The following is a 26,169-nucleotide window of genomic DNA, read 5'->3' on the forward strand; positions in this document are numbered from 1 at the left end:
GCATTAAGCCACTTGACCAGTGTTGATAAGCGCTCCAGGCTGTCTGCCGTGCGAGCTATTGGTAATGAAATCTGAAGAGCCGACTCCGAGGCGCCGGGTGCTGCTGCGCACCGCCGTCTTCCTCGGAGCTGCCGTCGCCTCCGGACTGTTCACCGGGGGAGAGGCCGGTACCCCCGGCCGGCACACGGACGCGTCCCCCGGGGCGGGCGGTCCGCAGGCGCGCGGAGCGGCACCCCGGCCTGCCCCGGCCCCGGCGGCGGGACCCCCCAGGGCCGGCGCCCCGCGCGCCGCGCAGCCGCAGGCCCGCACCCCGTACCGGCTCAGCCCCATGACCGACGAGATGCAGCGCCGCCGCCCGGCCAAGCCGCCGGTGCGCACCCGGCCGCTGCTCGACATGCCGCCCGTCGGCAGCGGCATGGCGCTGACCTTCGACGACGGTCCGGACCCCCGCTACACCCCGCACATCCTGGACACCCTCGCCCGCCACGACGTCCGCGCGGTGTTCTTCGTCTGCGGGGAGATGGCCACCGACAACCGGGACCTGCTGCGGCGGATGGCCGACGAGGGGCACGTGATCGGCAACCACACGTGGACCCACCCGCTGATCCCCAAGCTCAGCCGGCCCGCGCTGCACCGCGAGATCGGCCGTACCAGCGAGCTCGTGGAACGGGTCACCGGCACGGCGCCCGTCTGGTTCCGCGCGCCGTACGGGGCCTGGAACCGGGCCGCGTTCGAGATCGGGGCGGGCCTGGGCATGGAGCCGCTGGCCTGGACCGTGGACACGCTCGACTGGCAGGAGCCGGGCACCACCACCATCGTGTCGCGGGTGCTGCGCGGGGCCGCCCCGGGCGTGGTCGTGCTCTCCCACGACGCCGGGGGCAACCGCTCGCAGAGCGTGGCCGCACTGCGCTCCTACCTGCCCCGGCTGCTCGACCGCGGCTACACGATGACGCTGCCGGAGCTGCCGCCGCGCGTGTGAGGACTGCGGGCCCCGGCGGGGGGCCCGCACCCCGCGGGCGGCTGCCCGGGCGTCAGCGGACCTGCACCATCCGCGCGAAGACGACCACGTTCCCGTCGTAGCCCCGGGCCTTCGAGTAGGCGCCGCCGCACGTGATGACGCGCAGTTCGGCGTGCCCGGTGTCCCCGTACACCCGGGCGCCGGGGAAGTCGTTCTTCGAGAAGACCTCGACCCCGTAGACCTCGAAGACCGCGGTGCGGCCGTCGTAGCGGGCCACCTCGATGCTGTCGCCCTTGCGCACCGAGCCCAGCCCGTAGAAGACCGCCGGGCCCTTCTCGTTGTCCACGTGGCCCACGATGACGGCGGAGCCGCGCTGCCCGGGGGAGATCCCGTTGAGGTACCAGCCGGCCAGGTTGGGGTCCTGCGGGGGAGGGGCGTCGATCCAGCCCTCCGCGTCCAGGCCGACCGCCATGGCGGGCGCGTCCACGTTGATCGAGGGGATGCGGATCCGCTCGACCGTGGAGTGGTCCAGGGCCTCCAGCCCGGCCGGGGGCGTGGGCGCGGCCGTGGCGAGCGAATCCGGCCCGACCTTCACCGCGGCGGCCGCGGCGGGCTGCGGCGGGCCCGCCTCCACGTCCGCGCCGTTCCGGATCATGGCGAGGCCGGTGAGCATGACCAGGGCCAGCACCCCCCACGGGGAGCGTCTCCTGCGTTCGTGCCCGGTCTCGTCCTCGGTCATGGCTCTCCCTTCCCGACGCGGGGTTCCCCGCCCGCGTTCTCTTCCCCCTTGTCCCGCACGGTAGGTCGGTGCGGTCCGGGCGGCGACCGGGGAGGCGGCGAACGAGTGGCGCAGAAGAGGGAGGAACCAGGACGGATGCGCCCATCCGAGTAAACGTCATATAAAACTCCTGACGGTGTGTGACCTGCGGATCCGTCAGATGCGCACGGCGTGTCGCCTCAGTCGGGCGGCCCAAGCCCAAAATGCGCGGAATCGGAGACTCCGTGAGGGTTCGTCATGGGAGGCGTTCTCGTCGATCAGCCCGTGGCAACAGCCCCGGGGCGCCTTACCTCTGGAGGTTCCATCATGCGTGTTGCACGCGTACTCCTGGCGACCGCCGCCGCGGTCGCCGCCATCGGACTGGCGACACCCGCCGCCACGGCGGGCGGTGAACCCGGGGGCGGCCGCGGCGGCAACGGCGGCGGCATCGGCGGCAACGGCGGCGGGGACGGCCGCGGCCCCCGCGACATCACGGTCAACCCCCTCAGCGTCCACCAGGGCGCCCGGATGGACGTGAGCGCGACCGGCTGCCGCAACGGCGGCACGGTCTTCTCCCGCGGCAACTTCACGGAGACCGAGCTGTCCCCGGGCCGGATCGGCTTCGCGACGGTCCGCATCTTCGACGACGCCCGCCCCGGCAGCCACACCCTGAGCGTCCGCTGCCACGGCAGCGACGTGCTGGGCACCCACGAGTTCCGCGTCCTGCCCGGCCGCGGCGCCCAGGGCGGCCTGGGCGGCTCCTTCGGGCCGTCCACCGCAGAGACCGCGATGGGCGCCGGCCTCGTGGGGGCGGCGGCGCTCGGCGCCGGCGTCCACGTGATGCGCCGCCGCCGCTCGGCCCGCGGCCGCCTCTGACCGGCCGAACCTCCCGGGTCGGACGCGCAACCGCCCGGAGCCCCGAGTCCCGGACGGGATTCGGGGCTCCGGGCGGTTCGGGCTCCCGGCGGTACGGGGCCGGGGCTGCGGGTGCCGGGCGGACGGCACGGGCACCGGGCGGCCCGGGTGGCGGGGATGCGTCCGGGTGGCGGGCGCTGCGGGCCCGGTGGCGGCACGCCTCAGTGGCGGCCGGCCTGGCGGCGGCGCACCGCGTACGTGGTGCCCGCGGCGGCCATCAGGAACAGCGCCGTGCCCGCGGCGATCTGCCCGGCGGAGGCCCCGGACACACTGCCGCCGAGCCCTCCGCGGACCCCGCGGGAGACCGAGGTCGAGCTGGTGGTGGGGGTCCGGGCGGCGGCGATGGTCAGATCGGCCGAGCCGGTCTCCGCGTTGCAGGTGAAGGAGACCGAGTAGCGGGCTCCGGGCCGGGCGTCGCGGTCCACGGTGACCCGGACCGGCCGCCCCTGCGGGATGCTGACCGTGTCGAAGACCCCGGAGGAGGCGGACGCGTTCGCCGCGTCGCACCCCGTCACGGTCAGCACCACCTGCCCGCCGGGCTGGACCGTGGAGGGCGTGATCGCGAACCCGAACGAGGTGATGGGCTGGACGCCCGCCGCACCGGCGGCGGGGGCGGTGAGCGCGAGCACGGCGGCTGCCGCGCCCACCGTGAACAGATGGCTGGAAGTACTGCGTATCGCACGCATGGTGAAACCTCCGGTCCCCGAGGAGCAGCTGCGGAAACCCGTTCCACATGTGGGGGTGCGTGCACCTCGATGACCGCCACGCTAGGTGCGCGCAAGGTGACGCGCGATCAGGGTCAGGCGAACGGGGGAGGGTGCTGCTCCCTCCGGGCGAAGCGCGCCGTCCGCAGTGCCCCGGCGGCCGCGGTCACCGCAGCTGCGGGAAGCGCTCGAAGAACGGGTCGGCGGTGGCCGAGATGCCCCGCCCGAAGGGGGCGTCGAAGTCCCAGATCAGGAACAGCAGGAAGGCGATCAGCGCACTGAACAGGCCGGCGAGCAGCATTTCGCGGAAACTGCGCCGGATCTGCAGCGTGAAGATGAGCCCGATGGTCACCGCCGCCCCGGCGATCAGCCCGAACCAGACCACCCCCGGCATGGTGGCCCCCGCCCCCGAGGCCCGGGCGCTGCGGGCGTCGTCCACGGCGGCCACCTGGTCCACCAGCGGCTGGTAGGCCTGCCCCTCGTGGTCCGTCTTCGGCTCGTAGTCGGTCACGTCCCGCCGGATCCGGTCCAGCAGCCGGGTGCCCTCGTCGGTCAGCTCCCCCCGCTCGGCCATCACCTTCCACTCGGTGTGGACCACGTACGAGGCGTAGTCCGCCACGTCGGCGCGGATGCGGTCGCGCACGGCGGGCGGGTACACCCGGGCCCGGGTGCTCACCTCGTGCAGGGCCTGGGCCTCCTGGCGCACGGACTCCTGGGCGGCGCTGCGGCCCTCCCAGACCCCGGCGATGGCCAGGCCGAGCACGATCGCGTAGATCACGCCGATCATCATCGTCATGTACTCGATGACGTCGGGGGTTTCCGAGGGATCGTCGTCGTCGCCGATCCGCCGGTGGTTGAGGAAGGCGATGGACAGCACGACGGCGCACGCCGCGGCCATCGCGAGGGACAGGACGAGCCATTCCGACAAAGCGGTCTCCGGTCAGAAGGAAGGAGGGAAAGACACAAGGACGGGCGGTACGGCATGCCGGCCGTCAGCGCGGGCGCAGCGCGACGATGGCGAGCACCGCGGGCGCGGTGGCCAGCAGGGTGAAGGTCACCGGCGAGATGTGGTGCTGCGGGGGTTTGCGGTGCGCGGCCCGGTAGGCGGGCCGGGGGACCGGGGTCCGCGAGGGCGCCGGGGCGGGGCGCGCGCCGGGCGAGGCGCGCGGCGGCCTGGGCGCGGGCACGGCGTGCACCACGGGCGGCGGCACCGGCAGGGGCGGGCGCGAGGACGGCGGGACGGGGCGCGGGCGCGGCGGGACCGGCGGCGCCTTCGTGGGCGTCGGCTTGGGCGTCGGCTTGGGCGTGGGCTTGGGGGACGGCTTGGGGGTCGGGCTGGGGGTGGGCTTCGGGGTCGGGGTCGGCTCGGCTGTCGGCGTGGGCTTGGGGGTCGGCTTCGGGGTGGGGGTCGGGGTGGGCTTCGGGCACGGGCAGTGGCACCCGCAGTGCCCCTTGCCGTGTCCGTGCCCCGGGCAGCCGGGGTGGCAGCCGTGTCCGTGTCCGTGTCCGTGGCAGCGGCCCTTGCCGCGGCCCTTCCCGTGCCCCTCGCCGGAGCCGGGCCCACTGTGACGGTCGCCACCACCGGATAACTCGCCGGCGCTTGCGAAGGTGTACTCCGCCACCTGGCCGCCCGCGCCGTCCGCGCAGGCCCAGGCGCAGCTATCGGCCACGGCGGGGGAGACGGCCAGGGCGGCCCACAGCAGGGCCGAGGCGGCCGCCAGTCGTCGGGCTCTGGGTCTGTTCACGCGGGGAGCATGGGCGAGCGGCCCCGGGGGCACGCGGCGAGCCCCGCGGATTCGTCCGATCGGGCGGACTTCCGACCTCACAGGTTTGAGCCAAAGATGCCCCGGATCCGAACGGGTGGCGTTAAAACCCAAAAGGGATGTGTCGGCAGCGGCCGACCCCCGGTCGGGTCCGGGCACGTGCCTTTGGTGTGTGACGAAGAACGGATCGCCAATTTCCGCTTTGGCTCGCCCGGTTGGGCAATGATCAGTAGATTCTGCTCGGACAGCGTAGGACTACGCCTTGGAGACTGTGATGGAGCGCCCGGACTGGGCACCGCCAGGCATCGACATATCGGTGCCCAGCGTGTCCCGTATCTACGATTACTACCTGGGCGGTTCGCACAATTTCGAGGTCGACAGGCAGACGGCCCGCCGGGCCATGGAATTCCTGCCGGGCCTCCCCAAGATCATGCAGGCCAACCGCGCGTTCATGCGCCGGGCCGTGCGCCACGCCGTGGCCGAGGGCATCACCCAGTTCCTCGACATCGGCTCCGGCATCCCCACCTTCGGCAACGTCCACGAGGTCGCCCAGGCGGCCAGCCCCGAGGCCCGCGTGGTCTACGTGGACCACGACCCGGTCGCCGTCGCCCACAGCCGGGCCGTCCTGGCCGGAGACGACCGCAGCGACATCGTCGCCGCCGACCTGCGCAAGCCGGCCGAGATCCTGCACAGCCCGCAGACGCTCTCCCTCCTGGACTTCGACCGCCCGGTGGCCCTGCTGCTCGTCGCCGTCCTGCACTTCCTCGAAGACCACGACCGGCCCTACGAGGCGGTCGCCGAACTGCGCGACGCACTCGCCCCCGGCAGCCTGATCATCCTCACCCACGCCTCGTACGAGGGCCTCCCCACCGACCGGGACGTCGCCGGCGGCGCCGTGGGCGTCTACCGGGACTCCCGCAACCCGCTCGTCATGCGAGGCCGCGAGGAGGTGGCGGGCTTCTTCGACGGCTTCGAGATCCTCGACCCCGGTGTCGTACCCATGCCCCGCTGGCGCCCCGAGCCCGACGAGGAACCGGACGGGGAACCCGCCGCGGCCCTCCCGGACGGCCCCGGCGAGGACGAGGACCCGTACACCCTCGCGGGGTTCGCCGGCGTGGGACGCAAGGCGTGAGACTCCCCGTACAGGCGGGGGAGGCCACCGCGCTCCCCGACAGCCCGGAGGACCGGATCGCGCGCTTCGCACGCATCTGGAGCCGGGCCATTTTCCCCGTCACCGCCACCTCCCTCACCCGCCAGGAGTTCGAGGTCCACCTCGTCCCCCTGGCCCGCGAGCTCTCCCGCGCCCTGCACGCGCAGCCCTTCGACCCGGCGCCCGCCCAGCGGGTCGGCGCCGAGCTCGTGGCCGTGCACTGCACCGACCCCGACGCCCTCTCCGGCACCCTCGGGGTCATCGAGTCCTACCTCGTGCTCTACTGCGGCCCCGCCGGCCGCGAGGACGGCGAGGAGTACCGGGCCCGCTGCGCCCGCCTGCAGCACGCCCTGGCCGCCGGCTACGCCCGCGCCCTGCGCGAGCGCACCCTCAGCGAGCAGGAGGCCATCGCCCGCTCCGCACTGAGCGCCCGCAGCGACGCCCAGCAGGCCCTGCACGCCAGCGAGGCCCGCTTCCGCGCCGTCTTCGAGGACGCGGCCGTCGGCATCGGCATCGCCGACCTCGACGGCAACGTCCTGGAGGTCAACGAGGCGCTGACCCGGATGTTCGGCGGCATGGAGGCCGACGTCCGCGGCCGCAACGTCTGCGACTGGGGCCACCCCGAGGACGCCCCGCACGTGTGGCGCATGTACGGGGAGCTGGTCCGCGGCGAACGCGACCACTACCGCGTGGAGAAGCCGTACTACCGGCACGACGGCACCGTCCTGTGGACCAACCTGACCGTCTCCCTCCTGCGCGACGCGGACGGCAAACCGCAGTACCAGCTCGCGCTGATGGAGGACACCACCGAGCGCCGGCTGCTCAACCTGCGGCTGCGCTACGAGGCCACCCACGACGCCCTCACCGGCCTGCCCAACCGGACCCTGTTCTTCGAGCGGCTGGAGAAGGCGCTCGCCGGCAAGAACGGCCGCTTCGGGCTGTGCTACCTCGACCTCGACGGGTTCAAGGCCGTCAACGACAGCCTCGGCCACGCCGCCGGGGACCGCCTGCTCGTGGAGGTAGCCGACCGGCTGCAGAGCTGTGCCACCGGACCGGGCGAGATGGTCGCCCGGCTCGGCGGCGACGAGTTCGTGGCCCTCACCACCTCGGCCGCCGGCCCGCAGGAGGTCACCGACCTCGCCATGCGGATCCTCAGCACCCTCTCCGCCCCGGTCCGCCTGGAGGGCCGCGAACTGGTGGTCCGCGGCAGCATCGGCATCGTGGAGGGCCCCGCGGGGGAGCGCGGCCCGGCCGAGGTGCTGCGCAGCGCCGACATCACCATGTACCGGGCCAAGGGCGCGGGCGGCAACCGCTTCGAGGTGGCCGACGCCGAGGCCGACGCCCGGGCCATCACCCGGCACGGCCTGACGAACGCCCTCCCGGCCGCCCTGGAGCGCGGCGAGTTCTTCATCGAGTACCAGCCGCTCGTCCACCTCCACGACGGCAGCGTGCACGGGGCCGAGGCCCTGGTCCGCTGGTCGCACCCGCAGCACGGGGTGCTCGGGCCCGACCGGTTCATCCCGCTCGCCGAGCGCACCGGCCTGATCGTGCCGCTGGGCCGCTGGGTCCTGGAGGAGGCGGTCCGCCAGGCCCGCACCTGGCAGCGGGAGCACGGCGGCCCGCTGCGCATCAACGTCAACCTCTCGCCGACCCAGCTCCACCACCCCGGGCTGGTCGCCGACACGGTCGCCGTCCTGGAGGAGTCCGGGCTCGCCCCCGGCGCGCTGTGCCTGGAGGTCACCGAATCCGCGCTGATCGGGGCGGACGACCAGCTGCTGGAGCCGCTGCGGCGGCTGGCCGCCCTCGGGGTGGACATCGCCCTCGACGACTTCGGCACCGGCTACTCCAACCTCGCCAACCTGCGCCGGCTGCCCGTCAGCGTGCTGAAGCTGGACCGGTCCTTCACCCAGAGCATGCAGCGGCTGCCCGCCGACCCGGTGGACGTGAAGATCGTCGAGGGCATCGTGGCCCTGGCCCACAGCCTCGAACTCGCGGTCACCGTGGAAGGGGTGGAGACCGGCGCCCAGGCCGCCCAGCTGCGGGCGCTCGGCTGCGACACCGCCCAGGGCTGGTACTACGCCCGCCCCGGGGCGCCGGACCGGATCCACGCGCTGACCCTGGCCGACGCCGTGCCCTCCTGACCCCGCCGCCGGTCCGCGCCGCGGCCGTATCCGGACCGCCGTCCGGTCCGCGTCCGGGCCGCGCGCCGTGTCCCGGCCGCGGGGTGCCGCGTCCGGACGGGCCCGCGCGCCGTACGGACGGACTCAGCTCCCGTGCCGCAGCAGGCCGCCGACGAAGGCGGCCTGCCCGGCGTGCTGGAGGTCGTCTGCGATCACGCTCACGAGCCGCACGCCCATCGTGACCGGCGGGTCCCAGCGGGTGTCCACGACCCGGTCGAGGTCCGCGGCCGGCACCGTGGGCAGCCAGGAGACGGTCCGGGCGTGGACCACGTCGAAGTACGCGAGCAGCAGGTCGCCCGAGTCCACCCGCACGGACGCGGCCTGGCGGGCGGTGTGGCCGTACCCGGTGGAGTCCGCCGGCAGCGGCAGGCCGAACCGGTCGGCGAAACCCTCCGCGGTCCACGCCTGCTCCCACCCGGTGAGCCCGGACACGTGGTCGTCCTGAATGCGCGTCAGGTGCCAGACCAGCCAGGAGACGGAGTTCGCGTGCCCCTCGGGCCGCGTGTTCAGCTGGTCCGGCGACAGACCGGCCACGGCCTCGTGCACCGCCTCGCGGATGCGCTGGAACCCGTCGGTCAGGACCTCGGTGGCCTTCATGCCCACCAGCCTGCCCGGCCCGCCCCGCCCGCCGCCCCGCGGGCTCGCCCGTACGGGTCACGCTTCGCCGTGCCGCCCCGGGGGAGGGACGGCCGGGGGAAGGGCGGCCGGGACTGCGGCAGCAAGCTCCCCGCCGGGGGCGAGACCGGGCTCCGCCCGGCCGCCCGATGCGGCCCGCGCCCCGGCAGGGGTCACGCGTACCGTCCGATCAGGACCCCCATCAGCTCGCGCGCCGCGCGGGTCGGGGCCACGTCCGTGCGGTGCGCCAGGGCGATCGTGCGGCGCAGCGGGGAGCCGGCCAGCGGGGTGACCCGCAGCCCGGCCCCGGCTCGTCCGGCCACCATGGCCGGCACCACCGCGAGCCCCAGTCCGGCCCGTACGAAGCCCAGGACCGCGTCCATCTCCCCGCCCTCCACCACGAAGGAGGGCTCGAAGCCCTCCGCCCGGCAGGCCGCCACCGTCAGCTCCCGCAGGTCGTAGCCGTGCCGGAACATCACCAGCGGCTGGTCGCGCAGCTCCGCCACCGACAGCGCGGCCCCGCCGCCCGGCGCCGGGCGCTCCGGCGAGGACACCACCACCAGGTCCTCCGTGAGCAGCTCCACCGTGGTCAGGGCGGGTGCCGAGGGCGGCAGCGGGAGGGCGATCAGCGCCAGGTCCAGGGCCCCGCGGGCGAGCTCCCTTACGAGGTCCAGCGAGCCGCTCTCCTCGATCAGCAGCCGGATCCCCGGATGCGCGGAATGGAAGGCGAGCAGCACCTCGGGCAGCAGACCCGTGCACACGCTCGGGGTCGCCCCCAGCCGCACCCGGCCGCGCCGCAGCTGCGCCAGCTCCTGCACCTCCAGCCGCGCGGTGTCCGCATCGGCGAGGATCCGCCGGGCCAGCGGCAGCAGGGCCTCCCCCGCGTCCGTCAGCGCGATGTTCCCCCGCGCCCGGCTGAACAGCTCCGCGCCCAGCTCCCGTTCCAGCGCCTTGATCTGCTGGGACAGCGAGGGCTGCGCCACGTGCACCCGCTCGGCGGCCCGGGTGAAGTGCCGGGTCTCGGCCACGGCCACGAAATACACCAGCTGCTGGAATTGCATAGATCAAGCCTATGGACTTCAGCTGCATCATGTCTTGGACCTTTCGGGTCCTCGGTCCCTAGCGTCTTTGCCATGGCTCTGGCACCGCGGACGGGCCCCCGGCCGTCCACCACCCCGCGCACCCCCGCAGGCCGCTTCTGGGGGTCCACCCTCGGCAAGAAGGCCGTCATGGCGGTCTCCGGGCTGATCATGCTCGGCTACCTGCTGGTCCACATGCTCGGCAACCTGAAGATCTTCTTCGGTCCGGACGAGTTCAACGCGTACGGACGCTGGCTGCGCCACATGGGCGAGCCCTTCCTGCACAGCCACTGGGGCCTGTGGGCCGCCCGCATCGTGCTGCTCGCCGCCGTCCTCGCCCACGCGGTCAGCGCGTACCAGCTCAGCCGCCTCGACATCCGGGCCCGGCCCATCGGCTACGCCCACCGGCGCCGCCGGGCGAGCTACGCCACCCGCACCATGCGCTGGGGCGGGATCATCCTCGGCCTCTTCATCGTCTGGCACCTGCTGGACCTGACCACCCTCACGGTCAACGAGAACGCCCAGGAGGGCCATCCGTACGAGAACGTGGTCGCCACCTTCTCCACCTGGTACGGCAACGCGGTCTACCTGACCGCGATGCTCGCCCTGGGCCTCCACATCCGGCACGGCTTCTGGAGCGCCGCCCAGACCCTCGGCGCGGGCAGCGCCCGCCGCGACCGCACCCTCAAGACCCTGGCCGACCTGCTCGCCGCCGTGATCACGGCGGGCTTCGTCTCCGTGCCCCTCGCCGTCATGACCGGACTGGTGAACTGACCATGAGCACCCACCCCGACTACGCCCACTACCGCACCGGCGAACCGATAGCCGACACCAAGGCCCCCGCGGGCCCGATCGCCGAACGCTGGGACCGGCGCCGCTTCGAAGCCAAGCTCGTCAACCCCGCCAACCGGCGCCGCCGTACGGTCATCGTCGTCGGCACCGGACTGGCCGGCGGCTCGGCCGGCGCCACCCTCGCCGAACAGGGCTACCGCGTGGTCCAGTTCTGCTACTCCGACTCCCCGCGCCGGGCCCACTCCATCGCCGCCCAGGGCGGCATCAACGCCGCCAAGAACTACCGCAACGACGGCGACTCGGTGCACCGGCTCTTCTACGACACCGTCAAGGGCGGGGACTTCCGCGCCCGCGAGTCCAACGTCCACCGCCTCGCCCAGATCTCGGTGGAGATCATCGACCAGTGCGTGGCCCAGGGCGTGCCCTTCGCCCGCGAGTACGGCGGACTCCTCGACACCCGCTCCTTCGGCGGCGTCCAGGTCTCGCGCACCTTCTACGCCCGCGGCCAGACCGGACAGCAGCTGCTGCTCGGCGCCTACCAGGCGCTGTCCCGGCAGATCGCCGCCGGGAACGTGGAGATGCACGCCCGCACCGAGATGCTCGACCTGATCACCGTCGAGGGCCGGGCCCGCGGCATCGTGGCCAGGAACCTGGTCACCGGGGAGATCTCCACCCACTTCGCGGACGCCGTCGTCCTCGCCACCGGCGGCTACGGCAACGTCTTCTACCTGTCCACCAACGCCATGAACTCCAACGCCACGGCCGTCTGGCGGGCCCACCGGCGGGGCGCCTACTTCGCCAACCCGTGCTTCACCCAGATCCACCCCACCTGCATCCCGCGCACCGGCGACCACCAGTCCAAGCTGACCCTGATGAGCGAGTCGCTGCGCAACGACGGCCGGATCTGGGTGCCGAAGGCCCAGGGCGACACCCGCCCCGCCCACGAGATCCCCGAGCCGGAGCGCGACTACTACCTGGAACGCATCTACCCCTCCTTCGGCAACCTCGTCCCCCGCGACATCGCCTCCCGCGCCGCCAAGACGGTCTGCGACGAGGGCCGCGGGGTGGGCCCCGGCGGCCAGGGGGTCTACCTCGACTTCGCGGACGCCGTCCGCCGGATGGGCCGGGAGGCGGTGGCCGAGAAGTACGGCAACCTCTTCGAGATGTACCAGCGGATCACCGCCGAGGACCCGTACGAGGTCCCGATGCGGATCTATCCCGCCGTGCACTACACGATGGGCGGCCTGTGGGTGGACTACGACCTCCAGACCACCGTGCCGGGCCTGTTCGCGATCGGCGAGGCCAACTTCTCCGACCACGGGGCCAACCGGCTCGGCGCCTCCGCCCTCATGCAGGGCCTGGCCGACGGCTACTTCGTCCTGCCGGCCACCCTCAACGACCACCTGGCCCGCACCGATCGGCAGGAACCGGTCGGCGAGGAGCACCCGGAGGCGGCCGCCGCGGTCCGCGAGACCCGCGAGCGGCTCGGCCGGCTGCTCGCGGCGGACGGGGACCGCACCCCGGACTCCTTCCACCGGGAGATCGGCGAACTCATGTGGGAGTACTGCGGAATGGCCCGCAGCGAAGCCGGGCTGCGCAAGGCGCTCGCCCGCATCCCCGCCATCCGCGAGGAGTTCTGGCGGCGGGTGAAGGTGCCCGGCACCGGCGCACAGCTCAACCAGTCCCTGGAGAAGGCCAACCGGGTCGTCGACTACCTCGAACTCGCCGAGCTGATGTGCCTCGACGCCCTGCACCGGGAGGAGTCCTGCGGGGGCCACTTCCGCGAGGAGTCCCAGACCCCGGACGGCGAGGCCGCCCGCCGCGACGAGTCCTACTCCTACGCGGCGGCCTGGGAGTTCACCGCCCCCGGCGCCGCCCCCGTCCTGCACCGGGAAGACCTGGTCTTCGAGTACGTCCACCCCACCCAGCGGAGCTACGCATGAAGCTCAACCTGCGCGTCTGGCGCCAGCAGCACCCCGACACCCCCGGCGCGATGGTCGCGTACGAGGTGGACGGCATCTCCCGCGACATGTCGTTCCTGGAGATGCTCGACACCCTCAACGAGGACCTCGTTCTGCGCGGGGAGGAGCCGGTCGCCTTCGACCACGACTGCCGCGAGGGCATCTGCGGGGCGTGCAGCCTGGTCATCAACGGCGAGGCCCACGGACCCGAGCGGACCACTGCCTGCCAGCTCCACATGCGCTCCTTCCGGGACGGCGACACCATCGACGTGGAGCCGTGGCGGGCCGCGGCCTTCCCGGTGGTCAAGGACCTGGTCGTGGACCGCAGCGCCTTCGACCGGATCATCCAGGCGGGCGGCTACATCACCGTGCCCACCGGCTCCGCGCCCGAGGCCCACGCCACCGCCGTCCCCAAGGCGGACGCCGACCTCGCCTTCGAGCACGCCGAGTGCATCGGCTGCGGGGCGTGCGTGGCGGCCTGCCCCAACGGCTCGGCCATGCTGTTCACCTCAGCCAAGGTCAACCACCTCGGGGCGCTGCCGCAGGGCTCTCCCGAGCGGGAGACCCGGGTGCTGGACATGGTCGCGCAGATGGACGCCGAGGGGTTCGGCGGCTGCACCCTCACCGGGGAGTGCGCCACCGCCTGCCCCAAGGGCATCCCGCTGCCGTCCATCTCCGCCATGAACAAGGAATGGCTGCGGGCGAACCGCAAGGCCCGCCGCTGACGGCCGGGTGCGCACCGGCCCCGCGCCGGGCGGCGGGTGCGCCGATCGGCTGACCGTCCGCCGGGCCCGACGCGCCGCACCCCGGCGCGCTCCGGGCCATGGCGGACAGTGGGCCCATGGCAGAAGCAGTACGGCGCAGAAGCGTGCTGGCCGCCCTCGCCCCGCTGGTGGCCGGCTGCACGGCCCGGTCCCCGGCGGAGCCCGCCCCCGGCCCGCCCGCCGGCCGGGACGCCCTGGTCATGGTGATCCGGCACGGGGAGCGGCCGTACGCCGGGGACACCGGGGAGGACGAGGACGGCGACCCGGACCCCGGCTCCCTCGCCGCCCGCGGACACCGGCGCGCCGCCGCCCTGCCGCTCCTGTTCGGGACGGCCCGCGGGGCCCGGCTGCCCGGCCCGGCTGCCTTGTTCGCCACGGGCGGCCCCGCCCGGTCCCGCCAGACCCTCGCCGTGCTGGCCCGCGAGACGGGCGTACGCATCAGGACCGGCCACGCCCTCGGGCAGGAGCGGGCCCTGGCCCGGGAGGTCCTGGCAGCCCCCATGCCGGTGCTCGTCAGCTGGGAGCACTCGGGCATCCCGAGGCTGGTACGGGCGCTCGGGGCGGAAGGGGTCCTCGGAGTGCCGGCGGGCTGGCCCGACCGCTACGACCTGGTGTGGTGCTTCACCCGCCGGTCGGGCCGCTGGGAGTTCCGCGAACTGCCGCAGCACCTGCTGCCGGGCGACGCGTAGGGCCGGACGGCTTCTCGTCAGGTCCGGTCACCTCGGGTCCGGTCACCTCGGGTCCGGTCACCTCGGGTCCGGTCACCTCGGGTCAGCTCAGGCCGGCTCAGGTCCGGTGCGGCCGGTCCGGCCGCCGTCACGGGCCGGGGGCCAGGGCCGCGTCCAGCATCCGGCGGGCCACGGCGGTGAGTTCGGCGGGATCGGGGGCCGGGCGGGAGCGGGCCTGCGCCCCGGCCAGCCGGTCGTAGAGGATCCCGTCGGTCCAGGCCACGAGCAGCCCCGCGGACTCCTGCGGATCGGCGGCGCCGAGCGCGGCGAGCAGCCCGGCCGCCAGGTCGCGCGCGGCCCGGCCGCCCCGGTGCAGCTCGGCCTCGAGCTCGGGTGCGCGCGCCGCCTCCAGGCTCAGTTCGTAGCGGGCGAGCTGGCGGTCCCGGCCCGAGGTCAGCCAGCGGTGGAGCATGCCGCCGAGCGCGGCCGCCGCCGCCTCGCGGTCCACCGGGGCGCCGTTCCCGCCGCCGGGGGTTCCGGCGAGGGGTCCGCCCTCGGCCGCCGCATCGGCCAGGTCCAGCTCCGCGAGCCGCCGGTAGCAGGCCCCGATGAGGGCCGTGCGGGTCCGGAAGTAGTACGAGGTGCTGCCCGCGGGCAGGCCCGCCGCGCCGTCCACGGCGCGGTGGGTCAGTCCGCGCAGTCCGGCGGCGGCCACCAGGGCGATGGCGGTGTCGGCGATCAGGGTCCGGCGGTCGGGGGCCGGGTCGGGGGCCGCGGAGGAAGCGGCGGAGCGGCGGGAGGAGCTGGAAGGGCTGGACATGCCCGCACTCTACAGCTGTAGAGTGCGGGCATGTCGGCTCTACAGCTGTAGAGCCTCTGGGCTGGGAGGGGTGTGCCATGGGACGGCGCCGGACAGCGGTGGTGGCGGGAGCGGGGATCGGCGGGCTGACGGCGGCGGTGGCCCTGCACCGCAGGGGCTGGCGGGTCACCGTCTGCGAACGGGCCGACGGGCCCACCGCGGTCGGCGCCGGCATCGCCCTCGCCCCCAACGCCCTGCGGGCCCTCGACGCGGCCGGACTGGACGTGACCCGCACCCTCGGGGACGCCGCACCCGCGGCCGTCGGGCTGCGCCGCCCCGACGGCGGCTGGCTCAAGCGCGCCGACACCGCGGCGCTGACCGCCCGTTACGGCCGCCCCGCCGTGGCCGTCCACCGGGCGGACCTGGGCGCCGCGCTCACCGCAGCCCTCCCCGACGGCGCCGTGCGGTACGGGACCGCCGTCACCGGCGCCGCCCAGGACGGCGCGGCCGTACGGGTCCGCACGGCCGCGGGAGAGCTGGAAGCCGACGTACTCCTCGCCGCCGACGGCATCCGCAGCCCCCTGCGCACGCAGTTCTTCCCCGCCCACCCCGGACTGCACTACAGCGGCGAGACCGCCTGGCGCGCCGTCCTGCCCGCCGGCGGACTGCCGGACCTCGCCGCGGCCGAGACCTGGGGCCCGGGCTGCCGCTTCGGGGTCGTACCGCTCGCCGACGGCCGGGTCTACGTGTACGCCACCGCGGTCGCGCCCGAAGGCCACCGCCCGGCCGATCCGCGCGGGCTCCTGCTGAGCCGGCACGGCGGATGGCACGCCCCCGTACCGGAGCTGCTGCGCCGCATCGACCCCGACACCCTCCTCCAGCACGACCTGTACGACCTCGCCGCGCCGCTGCCCCGGCTGCACGAGGGGCGCATCGCCTGGCTCGGCGACGCCGCCCACGCCATGACGCCCAACCTCGGGCAGGGCGGCTGCCAGGCCATCGAGGACGCCGCGGTCCTCGCCCACCTGCTGGGGGAGGGCGCCGAAGTCCCGGCGGCCCTCGCCGCCTACACCGCGGCCCGGCTCGCCCGGACCGACGCGATCCGCATCCGCGCCCGGCGGGCCGGCCGCGTCGCCGCCCTGCGCCACCCCCTCGCGGTCGCCGCCCGCAACCTCGCCCTCCGGGCCACCCCGGACCGCCTGGCCCACCGCGCCACGGACGACCTCTTCACCGGCTTCCGCCTGCCTGTCCGCCCGGCCTGACGGGCGCGGGTGGGCCGCCGTTTCCGGCTGCGGCCGGGCCCCCGGCCCCCGGGGCGTGGCCGACGCCCTGCCGGCTGCCTACGACGCGCCCGCGCCCGCCGTCCCGGCCCCGGGCCCGGCCCCGGTCCCGGCCGGGCTCAGGGCGCGGGCCAGGTACGGGGCGGTGCGGCTGCCCGGAGCGGCCGCCACCTCGGCCGGGGAACCGCAGGCGACCACGCGGCCGCCCGCGTCCCCGCCGCCCGGGCCCAGGTCGATCACCCAGTCCGCGCCCGCCACCACGGACATGTCGTGCTCGACCACCACCACCGTGTGCCCCGCGTCCACCAGCCCGTGCAGCTGCCGCATCAGCACCTCCACGTCGGCCGGGTGCAGGCCCGTGGTCGGCTCGTCCAGCAGGTAGAGCGTGTGCTCGCGGCCGCCGGCCCGGCCGCCGGGGGAGACCCCGCGCAGCTCCGTGGCCAGCTTGATGCGCTGCGCCTCGCCCCCCGACAGCTCGGTGGCGGGCTGGCCCAGCCGCAGGTAGCCGAGACCGACGTCCTCCAGCGCCCGCAGGCAGCGGGCCGCCGCCGGGACCCCGGCGAAGAACTCGGCCGCGGCCTCCACCGTGAGCTCCAGCACCTCGGCGACGGTGCGGCCCTCGTGCCGCACCTCCAGGGTCTCCGCGTTGTACCGCGCGCCCCCGCACTCCGGGCAGGGCGCGTACGTGCTCGGCAGGAACAGCAGCTCCACCGACACGAACCCCTCGCCCTGGCAGGTCTCGCAGCGTCCGCCCGGCACGTTGAAGGAGAACCGGCCGGCCCGGTAGCCGCGCGCCCGCGCCTGCGCCGTCCCGGCGAAGATCCTGCGCACCACGTCGAACAGGCCCGTGTACGTGGCCAGGTTGGAGCGCGGGGTCCGGCCGATCGGCTTCTGGTCCACCTCCACCAGTCGGCCCACCGGCCCCTCCCCGGCAGCGATCCGGGCCGCCGCCTCCTCCGCGAGCACCCGCCCCACCAGCGTGGACTTCCCGGAACCGGAGACGCCCGTGACCGCGGTGAAGACCCCGAGCGGGAACTCCACCGACAGGTCGCGCAGGTTGTTCCGGTCCACCCCGGCCAGCCGGAGCGCGCCGGAGGGGCTGCGCGGCGGACGGGCGGGCGCCGCCTCCCGGCCGAAGAGGAACCGCCGCGTCGCCGACTCCGCCACGTGGGCCAGCCCGTCCGGCGGGCCGCTGTGCAGCACCCGGCCGCCGTGCTCCCCGGCCTTCGGGCCCACGTCCACCAGCCAGTCCGCGTGCCGGACCACGTCGAGGTGGTGCTCGACGACGAACACCGTGTTCCCGGCCTCCTTCAGCCGGTCCAGCACCCCGAGCAGGGCCTCCGTGTCCGCCGGGTGCAGCCCGGCCGAGGGCTCGTCCAGGACGTACACCACCCCGAACAGCCCGGACCGCAGCTGCGTCGCGAGCCGCAGCCGCTGGAGCTCGCCGGCCGACAGCCCGGGCGCGGTCCGGTCCAGGCTCAGATAGCCCAGGCCCAGCTCCGTGACCGGCCCGATCCTGGACAGCAGGTCCTCGGTCAGCACCCGCGCCGAGCCGGCCGGACCGTCCGCCTCCGCCGAGCCGCCGGCCGCCGAGGCGGCGAGCAGGGCCGCGAGTCGGGTCAGCGGCAGGGCCGCCAGCTCGGCGATGGTGTGCCCGGCGAAGGTGACGGCCAGGGCCTCCGGGCGCAGCCGGCTGCCGCCGCAGTCCGGGCACTCGGCGCTGGTGAGGAACCGCTCCGCCCGGGCCCGCAGGGTGGCGCTCCTGGTGTCGGAGAACGTCTTCATCACGTACCGCTCGGCGCTCTGGTACGTGCCCTGGTAGGGGCGTTGGATGCGGTCGGCCTCGCGGACGGGGTGCACCGTGACCACCGGCTGCTCCGGGGTGAACAGGATCCACTCCCGGTCCGCCGCGGGCAGCTCCCGCCAGGGCCGGTCCACGTCGTGGCCGAGGGCGGCCAGGATGTCGCGCAGGTTCTTGCCCTGCCAAGCCCCCGGCCAGGCCGCCACCGCTCCCTCGCGGATGCTCAGCGAGGGGTCGGGGACGAGGAGTTCCTCGGTGGTCCGGTGGATCCGGCCGAGCCCGTGGCAGCCCGGGCAGGCCCCGGCCACGGTGTTCGGCGAGAAGGCGTCCGAATCCAGCCGGGCGGCCCCCGGCGGGTAGCTCCCGGCCCGGGAGAAGAGCATGCGCAGGGAATTGGACAGCAGGGTGACCGTGCCGACCGAGGACCGGGACCCGGGGGCGCTGCGCCGCTGCTCCAGGGAGACGGCGGGCGGCAGTCCGGTGATCTCGCCGACGGCCGGCGCCCCGACCTGGTGGATCAGCCGCCGTGCGTACGGCGCCACCGACTCGAAGTAGCGCCGCTGGGCCTCCGCGTAGAGGGTGCCGAAGGCGAGGGAGGACTTGCCGGAACCGGACACGCCGGTGAAGACGGTGAGGGCGTCCCGGGGGATGTCCACGTCCACGTCCCGCAGGTTGTGCTCCCGCGCGCCCCGCACCCGTACGTACGGGTCGGCGGCCCGCGGGGAGTGGCCGCCCGCCGGGGTGCCGGGGCCGGCCGGGGCGCCGGTGCCGGCGGGTCCGCCGGAGGTGCCGGTGCCCGGGCCGGAGGGCAGGCCGGCGGCGGTGGGCGGTGCGGTCGGGGGCGGTGCGGGGGCTGGGTCCGGGGCGTGCATCCGGCCGATCCTACGTCCCGGCCCGGGGTCCCGGCGGGGCGGAAACCGGGATGACCGGAGGCTTTCCGTCCGCAGGCGGGCAATGGCCGGTATTCATCTCATACTTGACGGCTTGTCTGATCATCCTGGAGTCGTAGAAGAGCCTGTCCCGTGGGCTGATTCGCTCGGGCGGACGGCGTACCAGGGTGGGCATGTCTCGCTCCACCACCGAAAGGAACCGGCTCTCGTGCGCATGCGCAGAATCGCGTCGCTGCTGGCTGTGGGCCTCACCGCCACCCTCGTGCCCGGCCTCGCGCCCGCCCAGGCCGCCCCCACCCCCGCGGCCGACGGGTATCTCCGCCAGACGCCCACCTGGAAGCGCTGCGACCCGCAGGCTCCCGCGGCGCTCCAGTGCGCGACCATCAAGGTCCCGCTGGACTACCGCAAGCCCGCCGGCCGCAAGATCGACGTCGCGATCTCCCGGATCAAGAGCACCAGCCCGGCCAAGCGCCACGGCGTCCTGCTCTTCAACCCGGGCGGCCCCGGCGGCTCCGGCCTCGACATGCCGCTCATGGGCCTCGAAATGCTGCCCAAGAACGTGCGCGAGAGCTACGACCTGATCGGGTTCGACCCGCGGGGCGTGGGCCGCAGCACGCCGGTCACCTGCGGGCTGACCCGCGAGGACGGCAACCTCCCGCGGGTGTACAAGAAGGAGACCTTCAAGCAGGACGTGGCCTGGGCGCGCCGGGTGGCCGCCAAGTGCGAGGCCAAGTCGGGCGACCTGCTGCCGCACATCAACACCCGCAACACCGCCCGCGACATGGACGTCATCCGCGGGGTCCTCGGCGAGCGCAAGATCTCGTACCTGGGCTACTCGTACGGCACCTACCTCGGCGCCGTCTACACGCAGATGTTCCCGAACCGGGCCGACCGCTTCGTGCTGGACAGCAGCGTGGACCCGCAGCGCGTCTGGCGCGGCATGATCCAGGTCTGGGCCGAGGGCGCCGAGCCCGCCTTCGACCGCTGGACCCGCTGGAGCGCCGCGCGGGACGGCCAGTACCACCTCGGCGGCACCCCGGCCGCGGTCCGCAAGACCTTCTGGGACCTGGTCAAGCGCGCCAACCGCACCCCGATCGTCATCGGCGACGAGAAGATCAGCGGTGACGACATCCGCTCCGCCCGCGCCGTGTTCTTCAGCGTGAAGGAGGCCTCGGAGTTCGTCGTGGCCCTCAAGGACGCCGCCGAGGGCCGCAAGGCCACCCTGCCGGCCCTGCCCGAGGCCCCGGCGGCCCGGAGCACCTCGTTCGCGGGCGTCCCGGCCGACAACGGCGAGGCCGCGTTCCTCGCCGTGATCTGCACGGACACCCGCAACTGGCCCCGCGATCCGGAGCAGTACGCCCGCGACTCCGTCCGCGACAAGGCCCGCTACCCGCTGTACGGGGACTTCGGCTCGAACATCATGCCGTGCGCCTTCTGGAAGAAGAGCATCGAGCCCGCCACCCCGATCGCCAACAAGGTCGGCGTGCTCGCCGTCCAGAACGAGTGGGACTCGCAGACCCCCCTCGTCAGCGGTCAGGGCCTGCACCGCGCCCTGAAGGGCTCGCGCATGGTCACGGTCGACGAGGGCGAGGGCCACGGCGTGTACCTCTTCGCCAAGAACCGCTGCGCGGACTCCGCGGTGAACTCCTACCTCACCACCGGCAAGCTGCCGGCCCGGGACCTCACCTGCAAGGCCGCCCCGACCGCCCTGCGCCAGGAGCTCCCGCAGTCGAACCCGTCCCGCTTCCCGGCCCCGGCCGGCCGCTTCTGAAGCGCAGCCCCCGCCGCGGGCCGGGCTGACACCCCTCCCGCAGCAGGACCCCCGGCCGGGGCCTAGCTCCCCGGCCGCCCGGCCCCCTCGGGCGCCGCACCCACGGGTGCCGGCGGTCCGAGGGGGCCGGGGCCGTTGCGCCGGGCGGACCGGCGGCGCAGGTGGACGGCCACCCGGAAGACCGTGATCGCCGTGACGGTGGCGGAGAAGCTGAGGAAGAAGAGCGCGGCCGCGACGGCCCAGTGGATGCCCATGATCACGCCTCCCAGTGCGTCGAATCGGCAGGAATCGACCGTAGGACCTCAAAAGACGTATCAAGGGACATGCAGGTGAACGGCGGGTGACGGCGAGAGGGCGGCCGGGCCCCGCTGCCGGGGGGTGCGCGCCGGCGCCCGTGTGTCTACGCTCGGGGGAAGTACTTCTGCACCACACCGAGCGAGGTTGATCGCGATGAAGGATGCGCCGGAGGACAAGAACCAGCCGACGGGGCCGCAGCGCCTCTACAGCGGAGGCGAGCGGCCCTTCGACCCCGAGGACCTCGTGATGGCCTCGGGTGCGGACGTCACCCCCGAGCGGCTGGAGCGCGCCAAGCGCCTGATCGAGGAGAAGGGCGCCGCCGCCATCGAGGCGTACCTCCCCTGACGGCCCGGAGCGGGACCGGGCCGCCGCAGCCCAGGCCGCGGCGGCACCGGCCCCGCACCTACAGGGCGACCGCCGGCGGCTCGTCGCGCACCACGACACGGACCCCGCCCGCGGCCGCCGACAGGTCGGCGCGGAAGTCCCGGGACTTCGCCCCGGCGGGAGTGCTGCCCACCTCCAGCCCCGAGGCGTCCGGCGCGATGGCCACGCTGTGCAGGGGGAAGCGGTACTTCTTGTCCTCGACGTCCAGCCGCTCCACCGCCCGAGCCAGGGCCTCGTGGGTGTAGCGGCTGGTGTACAGGTCGGCCCGGGTCACGTCCGCCTCCGGGTCCGCCTTCTTCGCCGCCGCGAGCAGCGCCCGCCCGCGGCCCGGGTCCGTGACGCACACCGAGACCCGGCCTGCCGGATGGTCGCCGATCAGCGTCCCGAACACGTCGGCGAACTCCCTCCCGCCCACCTCGGCCACCGCCTCGCTGAGCCTCTCCGCCTCCGGTGTGCCCGCGGGCGTCCCGTCGACGGTCGTCGGGGCCGGAGCGCCGATCCACGCGTCCGCATCGGGGCAGGGCCGGTCCCCGAGCGGCTGCGCACGCGCCTCCCCGGGCGGCGCCGCCCCCTCGGGCGGTGCCCCGCAGCCCACGGCCGCCGCCGCGCAGAGCGCGGCCACCACGAGCATCCGGACCGAACCGGCCGTGCTGCCCATACCCCAACCCCTTCCGCTCCCCACCCCGGATCCGCCACCGGACCCGGGCACTGCCCCTCGGACGCCCCCGGCGGCCCGCGGGTTCCGTCCGGGACTGTTACGCACCCAGGACGGCAGGAGGCTGACGCCGGGCCGTGAGGCGCTGGCATCATCGGGGAATGACGAAGGACCCCGCAGCCGACCCGCCCGGCCCGCGCTCCGACGAACTCACCACGGTCACCGCCCGGTTCGGGGCATGGGCCCGCAAGACACCCGAAGCCCCCGCCGTCCGCTGCGAGGGCCGTTCCCTGTCGTACGCCCAACTCGACGACCGATCAGACCGGTTGGCCAGGCATCTGCGGGCCGAAGGACTGCGCGAGGGCGAGGTCGTGGCCGTGGCCCTCCCCGGCGAGGAGCTGATGACGGGCATCCTCGCGGTGCTCAAGGCCGGCGGAACCTACGCCGTCCTCGGCGAGGTGCCCCGCATCGGACGCCAACAGCTCGCCCTGCACGAGGTGTTCGGCGTGCTCGGCGACTCGGCCGTCTTCGCCCGGCTCGACGACGGCAGGCGGCTGCGCCTGATCAACCCCGACCGCGAGGCCGACACGGTGGCCGCCCTCCCCACCGGACCCCTCGGCGTCCCGGAGGCCGGCACCGCCGCCCTCGTCTTCACCGACCGGCCGCGCGCCGCCCCCGTACGCGCCGACGCGCTCGCCGCCGCTGCCGCCGCCTGGGCCCGCACCGGCCGGCTCACCCCGGCCGACCGCCACCTCGTCACCGCCCCGCGCGACACCGCCGCCTTCGCGGCCGGCTGGCCGCGGGCCCTCACCACCGGCGGCGCCCTGGTCCTCCCCGGCCCCGACGCCCACCGCGAGCACGGTCCGGCCGAGCTGATCGGCAGCGAGGGCGTCACGGCGGTCTTCACCGACCCGGGCGGGCTCGCCCGGCTGCTCGGCGGGCCCGGACACCCCCCGAAGGACGCCGCCGCAGCCGCCGCACCCGCCGCGGGGAAGGGCCTTCCCCTGCCGGACGAATGGCCGGTCCGCCTCGTCGTCCTCTCCGGCGCACGCCTCTACCTGGACGAGCACACGGAACACCTGCGCCGGCTGAACCCCGGAGTGCGCCTGGTCAACGCCTACGGCACCGCGGAGAGCGCCGGCGCCGGCACCTGGTTCGAGACGCACCAGCTCGCCGGACCGGAGCCCAGCCCCGGCCTGGTCTCCCTGCTCGGCATCCCGCACCCCGGCTACCGGGCCGAAGTGCGCGATCCCGACGAGCACGGGGTGGGGGAGATCCTGCTGGCCCCTCCCGGAGCCCCCGCCGAGGCCACCGGAGACCTGGGCCGGCTGCGCGAGGACGGACTCCTGGAGTACGCCGGCCGGATCCGCGACCGCGTCCCGCGCGGCAGCGCCACCGCCGACACCTACCGCACCGAGGCCCTCGTGCGCAGCCACCCCAAGATCGCCGCGGCCGTCATCACCCGGGTCCCCGAAGTCGCCGCCGCCAACAAGCTCGTGGCCTACGTCGTCCCCGCCCGCGGGGTGCCCGGCGCGGAACTCCCCGGGCCGACCGCCCTGGGCCGCCACTTGGCGGGCAGCGTGCCCGCGACAGACCGGCCGGGGGTGGTGGTCCCCGTCCGGGCACTGCCGCGCAGCCGGTCCGGGCAGGAGGACCGCAGCGCCCTCCCGCTGCCCGCGCGCCCGGCCGCGACCCGGGCGCGCAGCGGGAAGTACGGCGCCTCCGGCGGCAAGGCCGCCGGCCGGGCGCCGGACCCCGCCAAGAGCGCTGCGCCGGAGGTCGCCTGCTGCTCCGCCCTCCTGGCCCTCCTCGCCCTGGTGCTCACCGGGCTGTTCTGGCCCGGGTCCACCGACCTGACCGGGGTGCCCGCGCCCTGGTCCCTGCTGTTCACCGGCCTCTACATCGCCGAGTGCCTGTCCTTCGGCGCCGGCCTGGTGTTCCTCGCGGCCGGCCGCACGTGGATGCGCCGGTCCGGCCGCCCCAAGGCGATCACCACTGCCGCGCACCTCGCGCTCGTCTGGCTCATGGTGTCCTGGTGGCCGCAGGACAACCTCTACCGGCTGGCCGCCAAGAACGACTGGCCGCGCCAGGCGGCCCTGGTCTACGTCTTCAACATCCCCCTCATGATCGCGGCCGCCGTGGTGGCCGTGTACGTCACGCGGAAGCCGGCCGACCCGCTCGGCTTCGACGAGTGACCTCCCCGAACAGCCCGCCCAGCGAGCTGCATGCGGACCGGACCCGGGCCTCGGCCGCGGCCAGTGCCCCGGGATCGGTCGCGGCCAGGACCACCCCCAGCCAGGGGGCGGGCTCGTACGCCGCCGTGGGGATCGCCGGCAGGAAGACCGCGCCCACCTCGGCGCAGCTGCGCGCGAGGAGCGCCAGGTGGCCGGCGAGCTGGGCCTCCGGGAGCCGGGCGCCCAGCTCCAGCCGGTCGACGACCCGTACGTGGTGGCGGCCGCCGCGCACCTCGTCCAGCCGGGCCTGCACCATGAACGCCACCGAGGGGCCGGTCAGCCGCAGGTTGGCCTCGGTGGGCGCGAGCCGGCCGTCCGCTCCCGCCACGAAGTCCACGTCGAACCAGCCGCGGTGGCCGGCGGCCGCCAGCTCCCGCCCCACCGCGTCCCCGAAGGCGCAGGCCGCGGCGTCCAGCGCGGCGGGGACCAGGCCCGGCCCGACGGTGGCGCCCCGGTAGCCCGTCCCCGCCACCTCCATGACCGCGGTGCCGACCCGGTGCGCCCGGCCGTCCCCGGTCACGAACCCGTCGTACGTGAGGTCGCGGCAGGGCCCGGCACCGGCCACGTACTCCTCGGCGAGCAGCGGGCCGCGCGGCAGGGAGCGCAGGACCGCCCGGAGGCCGCCCGGCGCCCGGAGCTCCTCCGGGGTGACCGCGACGGTGCCGGAACCGCCCACCCCGTGCTCGGATTTGAGCACGGTCGCGGCCTCGGCGCGGGCCCGCCGGGTCAGCAGCCGCCCCGCCGCCCACCGGCCGCGCACCGGCCACTGCCGGGGCACGGCGATCCCCGGCTGCCCGCCCGCCGCCGCGATCCGCCGGAACAGGGCGTGGGAGGCCGCCTTCGACTCGTGGCGCAGTGCGCCTGCCGGCAGGGCATGGCCGGTGAGCCGGGCGAACTGCGGGCTGCGGCCCCACGGCACCAGCGGCAACCCCAGTCCGGCCAGCCGCTCCGCGAGGGCCGGCCGTGCCCGTACCGCCTCGGAGAGGCTGGGCTCCTGCTCGGCCAGGCCGTCGTACAGCTCGACCTCGTCCCAGTCGAGCTGCCGGGACAGCAGCCCGAGCCATCCGTCGGGCACCGGAAGCGGTACGACGAGGGCGGCCGGGTGCGGGGTGTGGAATGCGGCGAGGCAGGAGTAGTGGTGTGCGGCGTCCGGGCGGCCGTCCAGCGAGGGGTCCGCGAACTGGAGGTTGTACTCGGCGACGTTGCCGAGGTGCACCGCCCGTCCGCCGCGGCTCCAGGCCGTCACCCATGCCGGGGTCGGGTGCAGTTCCACCTCGAAGCGGGGGAGTTCGCGACCCGGGAGGGAGCCCGAGGCGGTGGTGCCGCGGGGCCGGGCGCCCATGGCCCGGTAGAAGTGCGCCGCGTGCGGGTCGGCCGCGATGTGCATCCGGGCGTGGCCCCGCTCCCGGGCGAGCCCCACCATGAACCCGTACAGCCGCCGCCCGACCCCGGAGCCGATCGCCTTCGGCTCCACGAACAGCAGGTCGAGCTCGGCGTCGGGCGGGCCGTCCGGACCGAGTGCGGCCACACCGAGCACGCCGCGCCGGTCCTCGGCGACGAAGACCCGGCCCTCGGCGATGTCCGCGGCGTGGACGCGGAGTTCCTCTGCGCAGGCCGCCATGAAGGCCGCGTCGTAGCCCCAGTGCGCCTTCGACCGGAGCACCAGCTCCGTGAGCGCCGCCGCCTCCGGCTCCCGGGCCGCCCGGATCCGCATCGTCCGCACCCTGTCGTCCATCCCGCCAGGCTACGGGC

The 26,169-nt window shown here is 75.1% G+C and carries 23 protein-coding genes; 12 read left to right on the forward strand and 11 right to left on the reverse strand.

Going from position 1 to position 26,169, the window contains the following annotated elements:
• Nucleotides 1-64: 64 nt before the first annotated feature.
• On the forward strand, nt 65-979 hold the full coding sequence (locus tag ACZ407_RS27140) for a polysaccharide deacetylase family protein (protein WP_468132657.1): 915 nt from the start codon (nt 65-67) through the stop codon (nt 977-979).
• A gap of 52 nt (nt 980-1,031) precedes the next feature.
• Here the strand turns inward: ACZ407_RS27140 and ACZ407_RS27145 are convergent, their stop codons facing one another.
• Entirely contained in the window at nt 1,032-1,697 is a 666-nt protein-coding gene (locus ACZ407_RS27145) for a class F sortase (protein ID WP_468132659.1), read from the reverse strand.
• A gap of 345 nt (nt 1,698-2,042) precedes the next feature.
• On the opposite strand from ACZ407_RS27145, the gene ACZ407_RS27150 reads away from it, so the two are divergent.
• Entirely contained in the window at nt 2,043-2,591 is a 549-nt protein-coding gene (locus ACZ407_RS27150; RefSeq protein ID WP_468132661.1) for a hypothetical protein, read from the forward strand.
• Nucleotides 2,592-2,791: 200 nt separating this feature from the next.
• Here the strand turns inward: ACZ407_RS27150 and ACZ407_RS27155 are convergent, their stop codons facing one another.
• The 3 genes from ACZ407_RS27155 to ACZ407_RS27165 form a co-directional block, all read right to left on the reverse strand.
• Nucleotides 2,792-3,316 (reverse strand): hypothetical protein, encoded by a 525-nt coding sequence (locus tag ACZ407_RS27155; protein WP_468132663.1) that lies wholly within the window; start codon nt 3,314-3,316, stop codon nt 2,792-2,794.
• A 184-nt stretch (nt 3,317-3,500) separates the two neighbouring features.
• Nucleotides 3,501-4,262, reverse strand: coding sequence for a bestrophin-like domain (locus ACZ407_RS27160; protein WP_468132665.1), 762 nt, complete (start codon nt 4,260-4,262; stop codon nt 3,501-3,503).
• A gap of 64 nt (nt 4,263-4,326) precedes the next feature.
• Entirely contained in the window at nt 4,327-4,521 is a 195-nt protein-coding gene (locus tag ACZ407_RS27165; RefSeq protein ID WP_468132667.1) for a hypothetical protein, read from the reverse strand.
• 850 nt (nt 4,522-5,371) lie between these two features.
• Between ACZ407_RS27165 and ACZ407_RS27170 the strand changes: the two genes are divergently transcribed.
• Nucleotides 5,372-6,229: an SAM-dependent methyltransferase gene (locus ACZ407_RS27170; protein ID WP_468132853.1), complete on the forward strand. Its 858-nt coding sequence runs from the start codon at nt 5,372-5,374 to the stop codon at nt 6,227-6,229.
• Nucleotides 6,226-8,388, forward strand: a complete 2,163-nt coding sequence (locus ACZ407_RS27175; RefSeq protein WP_468132669.1) for a putative bifunctional diguanylate cyclase/phosphodiesterase — start codon at nt 6,226-6,228, stop codon at nt 8,386-8,388. Before ACZ407_RS27170 ends, ACZ407_RS27175 begins: the two co-directional genes overlap by 4 nt.
• A 123-nt stretch (nt 8,389-8,511) precedes the next feature.
• Here the strand turns inward: ACZ407_RS27175 and ACZ407_RS27180 are convergent, their stop codons facing one another.
• Together ACZ407_RS27180 and ACZ407_RS27185 are read right to left on the reverse strand one after the other, a co-directional pair.
• Nucleotides 8,512-9,024: a mycothiol transferase gene (locus ACZ407_RS27180; protein ID WP_468132671.1), complete on the reverse strand. Its 513-nt coding sequence runs from the start codon at nt 9,022-9,024 to the stop codon at nt 8,512-8,514.
• A gap of 191 nt (nt 9,025-9,215) precedes the next feature.
• Nucleotides 9,216-10,103, reverse strand: a complete 888-nt coding sequence (locus ACZ407_RS27185) for a LysR family transcriptional regulator (protein ID WP_468132673.1) — start codon at nt 10,101-10,103, stop codon at nt 9,216-9,218.
• 72 nt (nt 10,104-10,175) lie between these two features.
• Here ACZ407_RS27185 and ACZ407_RS27190 point away from each other — a divergent pair, with 72 nt between their 5' ends.
• The 4 genes from ACZ407_RS27190 to ACZ407_RS27205 all read left to right on the forward strand — a co-directional run bounded on the left by ACZ407_RS27190 (nt 10,176) and on the right by ACZ407_RS27205 (nt 14,327).
• Nucleotides 10,176-10,895, forward strand: coding sequence for a succinate dehydrogenase cytochrome b subunit (locus ACZ407_RS27190; protein WP_468132675.1), 720 nt, complete (start codon nt 10,176-10,178; stop codon nt 10,893-10,895).
• 2 nt (nt 10,896-10,897) lie between these two features.
• The gene (locus ACZ407_RS27195; protein WP_468132677.1) at nt 10,898-12,856 is read left to right on the forward strand and encodes a fumarate reductase/succinate dehydrogenase flavoprotein subunit; all 1,959 of its coding nucleotides are present in this window, start codon (nt 10,898-10,900) and stop codon (nt 12,854-12,856) included.
• A complete protein-coding gene (locus ACZ407_RS27200; protein ID WP_468132679.1) occupies nt 12,853-13,599 on the forward strand; it encodes a succinate dehydrogenase/fumarate reductase iron-sulfur subunit in 747 nt (248 codons plus the stop codon). The genes ACZ407_RS27195 and ACZ407_RS27200 overlap by 4 nt, the downstream gene beginning before the upstream one ends.
• Before the next feature lie 116 nt (nt 13,600-13,715).
• On the forward strand, nt 13,716-14,327 hold the full coding sequence (locus ACZ407_RS27205) for a hypothetical protein (RefSeq protein WP_468132681.1): 612 nt from the start codon (nt 13,716-13,718) through the stop codon (nt 14,325-14,327).
• Nucleotides 14,328-14,454: 127 nt separating this feature from the next.
• Here ACZ407_RS27205 and ACZ407_RS27210 read toward each other — a convergent pair whose 3' ends face one another.
• Nucleotides 14,455-15,126 (reverse strand): TetR/AcrR family transcriptional regulator, encoded by a 672-nt coding sequence (locus ACZ407_RS27210; protein WP_468132683.1) that lies wholly within the window; start codon nt 15,124-15,126, stop codon nt 14,455-14,457.
• Nucleotides 15,127-15,203: 77 nt separating this feature from the next.
• Here ACZ407_RS27210 and ACZ407_RS27215 point away from each other — a divergent pair, with 77 nt between their 5' ends.
• Nucleotides 15,204-16,367 (forward strand): FAD-dependent monooxygenase, encoded by a 1,164-nt coding sequence (locus tag ACZ407_RS27215; RefSeq protein WP_468132685.1) that lies wholly within the window; start codon nt 15,204-15,206, stop codon nt 16,365-16,367.
• A gap of 78 nt (nt 16,368-16,445) precedes the next feature.
• Here the strand turns inward: ACZ407_RS27215 and ACZ407_RS27220 are convergent, their stop codons facing one another.
• A complete protein-coding gene (locus tag ACZ407_RS27220) occupies nt 16,446-19,058 on the reverse strand; it encodes an excinuclease ABC subunit UvrA (protein WP_468132687.1) in 2,613 nt (870 codons plus the stop codon).
• Nucleotides 19,059-19,290: 232 nt separating this feature from the next.
• Between ACZ407_RS27220 and ACZ407_RS27225 the strand changes: the two genes are divergently transcribed.
• The gene (locus ACZ407_RS27225; protein WP_468132855.1) at nt 19,291-20,847 is read left to right on the forward strand and encodes an alpha/beta hydrolase; all 1,557 of its coding nucleotides are present in this window, start codon (nt 19,291-19,293) and stop codon (nt 20,845-20,847) included.
• Between the two features lie 62 nt (nt 20,848-20,909).
• Here ACZ407_RS27225 and ACZ407_RS27230 read toward each other — a convergent pair whose 3' ends face one another.
• Entirely contained in the window at nt 20,910-21,101 is a 192-nt protein-coding gene (locus tag ACZ407_RS27230; protein ID WP_468132689.1) for a hypothetical protein, read from the reverse strand.
• 196 nt (nt 21,102-21,297) lie between these two features.
• Between ACZ407_RS27230 and ACZ407_RS27235 the strand changes: the two genes are divergently transcribed.
• Nucleotides 21,298-21,489 (forward strand): hypothetical protein, encoded by a 192-nt coding sequence (locus ACZ407_RS27235; RefSeq protein ID WP_468132691.1) that lies wholly within the window; start codon nt 21,298-21,300, stop codon nt 21,487-21,489.
• 58 nt (nt 21,490-21,547) lie between these two features.
• Here ACZ407_RS27235 and ACZ407_RS27240 read toward each other — a convergent pair whose 3' ends face one another.
• The gene (locus ACZ407_RS27240; protein WP_468132693.1) at nt 21,548-22,186 is read right to left on the reverse strand and encodes a hypothetical protein; all 639 of its coding nucleotides are present in this window, start codon (nt 22,184-22,186) and stop codon (nt 21,548-21,550) included.
• Between the two features lie 158 nt (nt 22,187-22,344).
• On the opposite strand from ACZ407_RS27240, the gene ACZ407_RS27245 reads away from it, so the two are divergent.
• On the forward strand, nt 22,345-24,378 hold the full coding sequence (locus ACZ407_RS27245) for an AMP-binding protein (protein ID WP_468132695.1): 2,034 nt from the start codon (nt 22,345-22,347) through the stop codon (nt 24,376-24,378).
• Here the strand turns inward: ACZ407_RS27245 and ACZ407_RS27250 are convergent.
• Complete coding sequence (locus tag ACZ407_RS27250; RefSeq protein ID WP_468132697.1) at nt 24,338-26,152, reverse strand: GNAT family N-acetyltransferase; 1,815 nt, start codon at nt 26,150-26,152, stop codon at nt 24,338-24,340. The genes ACZ407_RS27245 and ACZ407_RS27250 overlap by 41 nt on opposite strands.
• Between the last annotated feature and the right edge of the window lie 17 nt (nt 26,153-26,169).

The organism is Streptomyces sp. NPDC030809, from assembly GCF_055572195.1.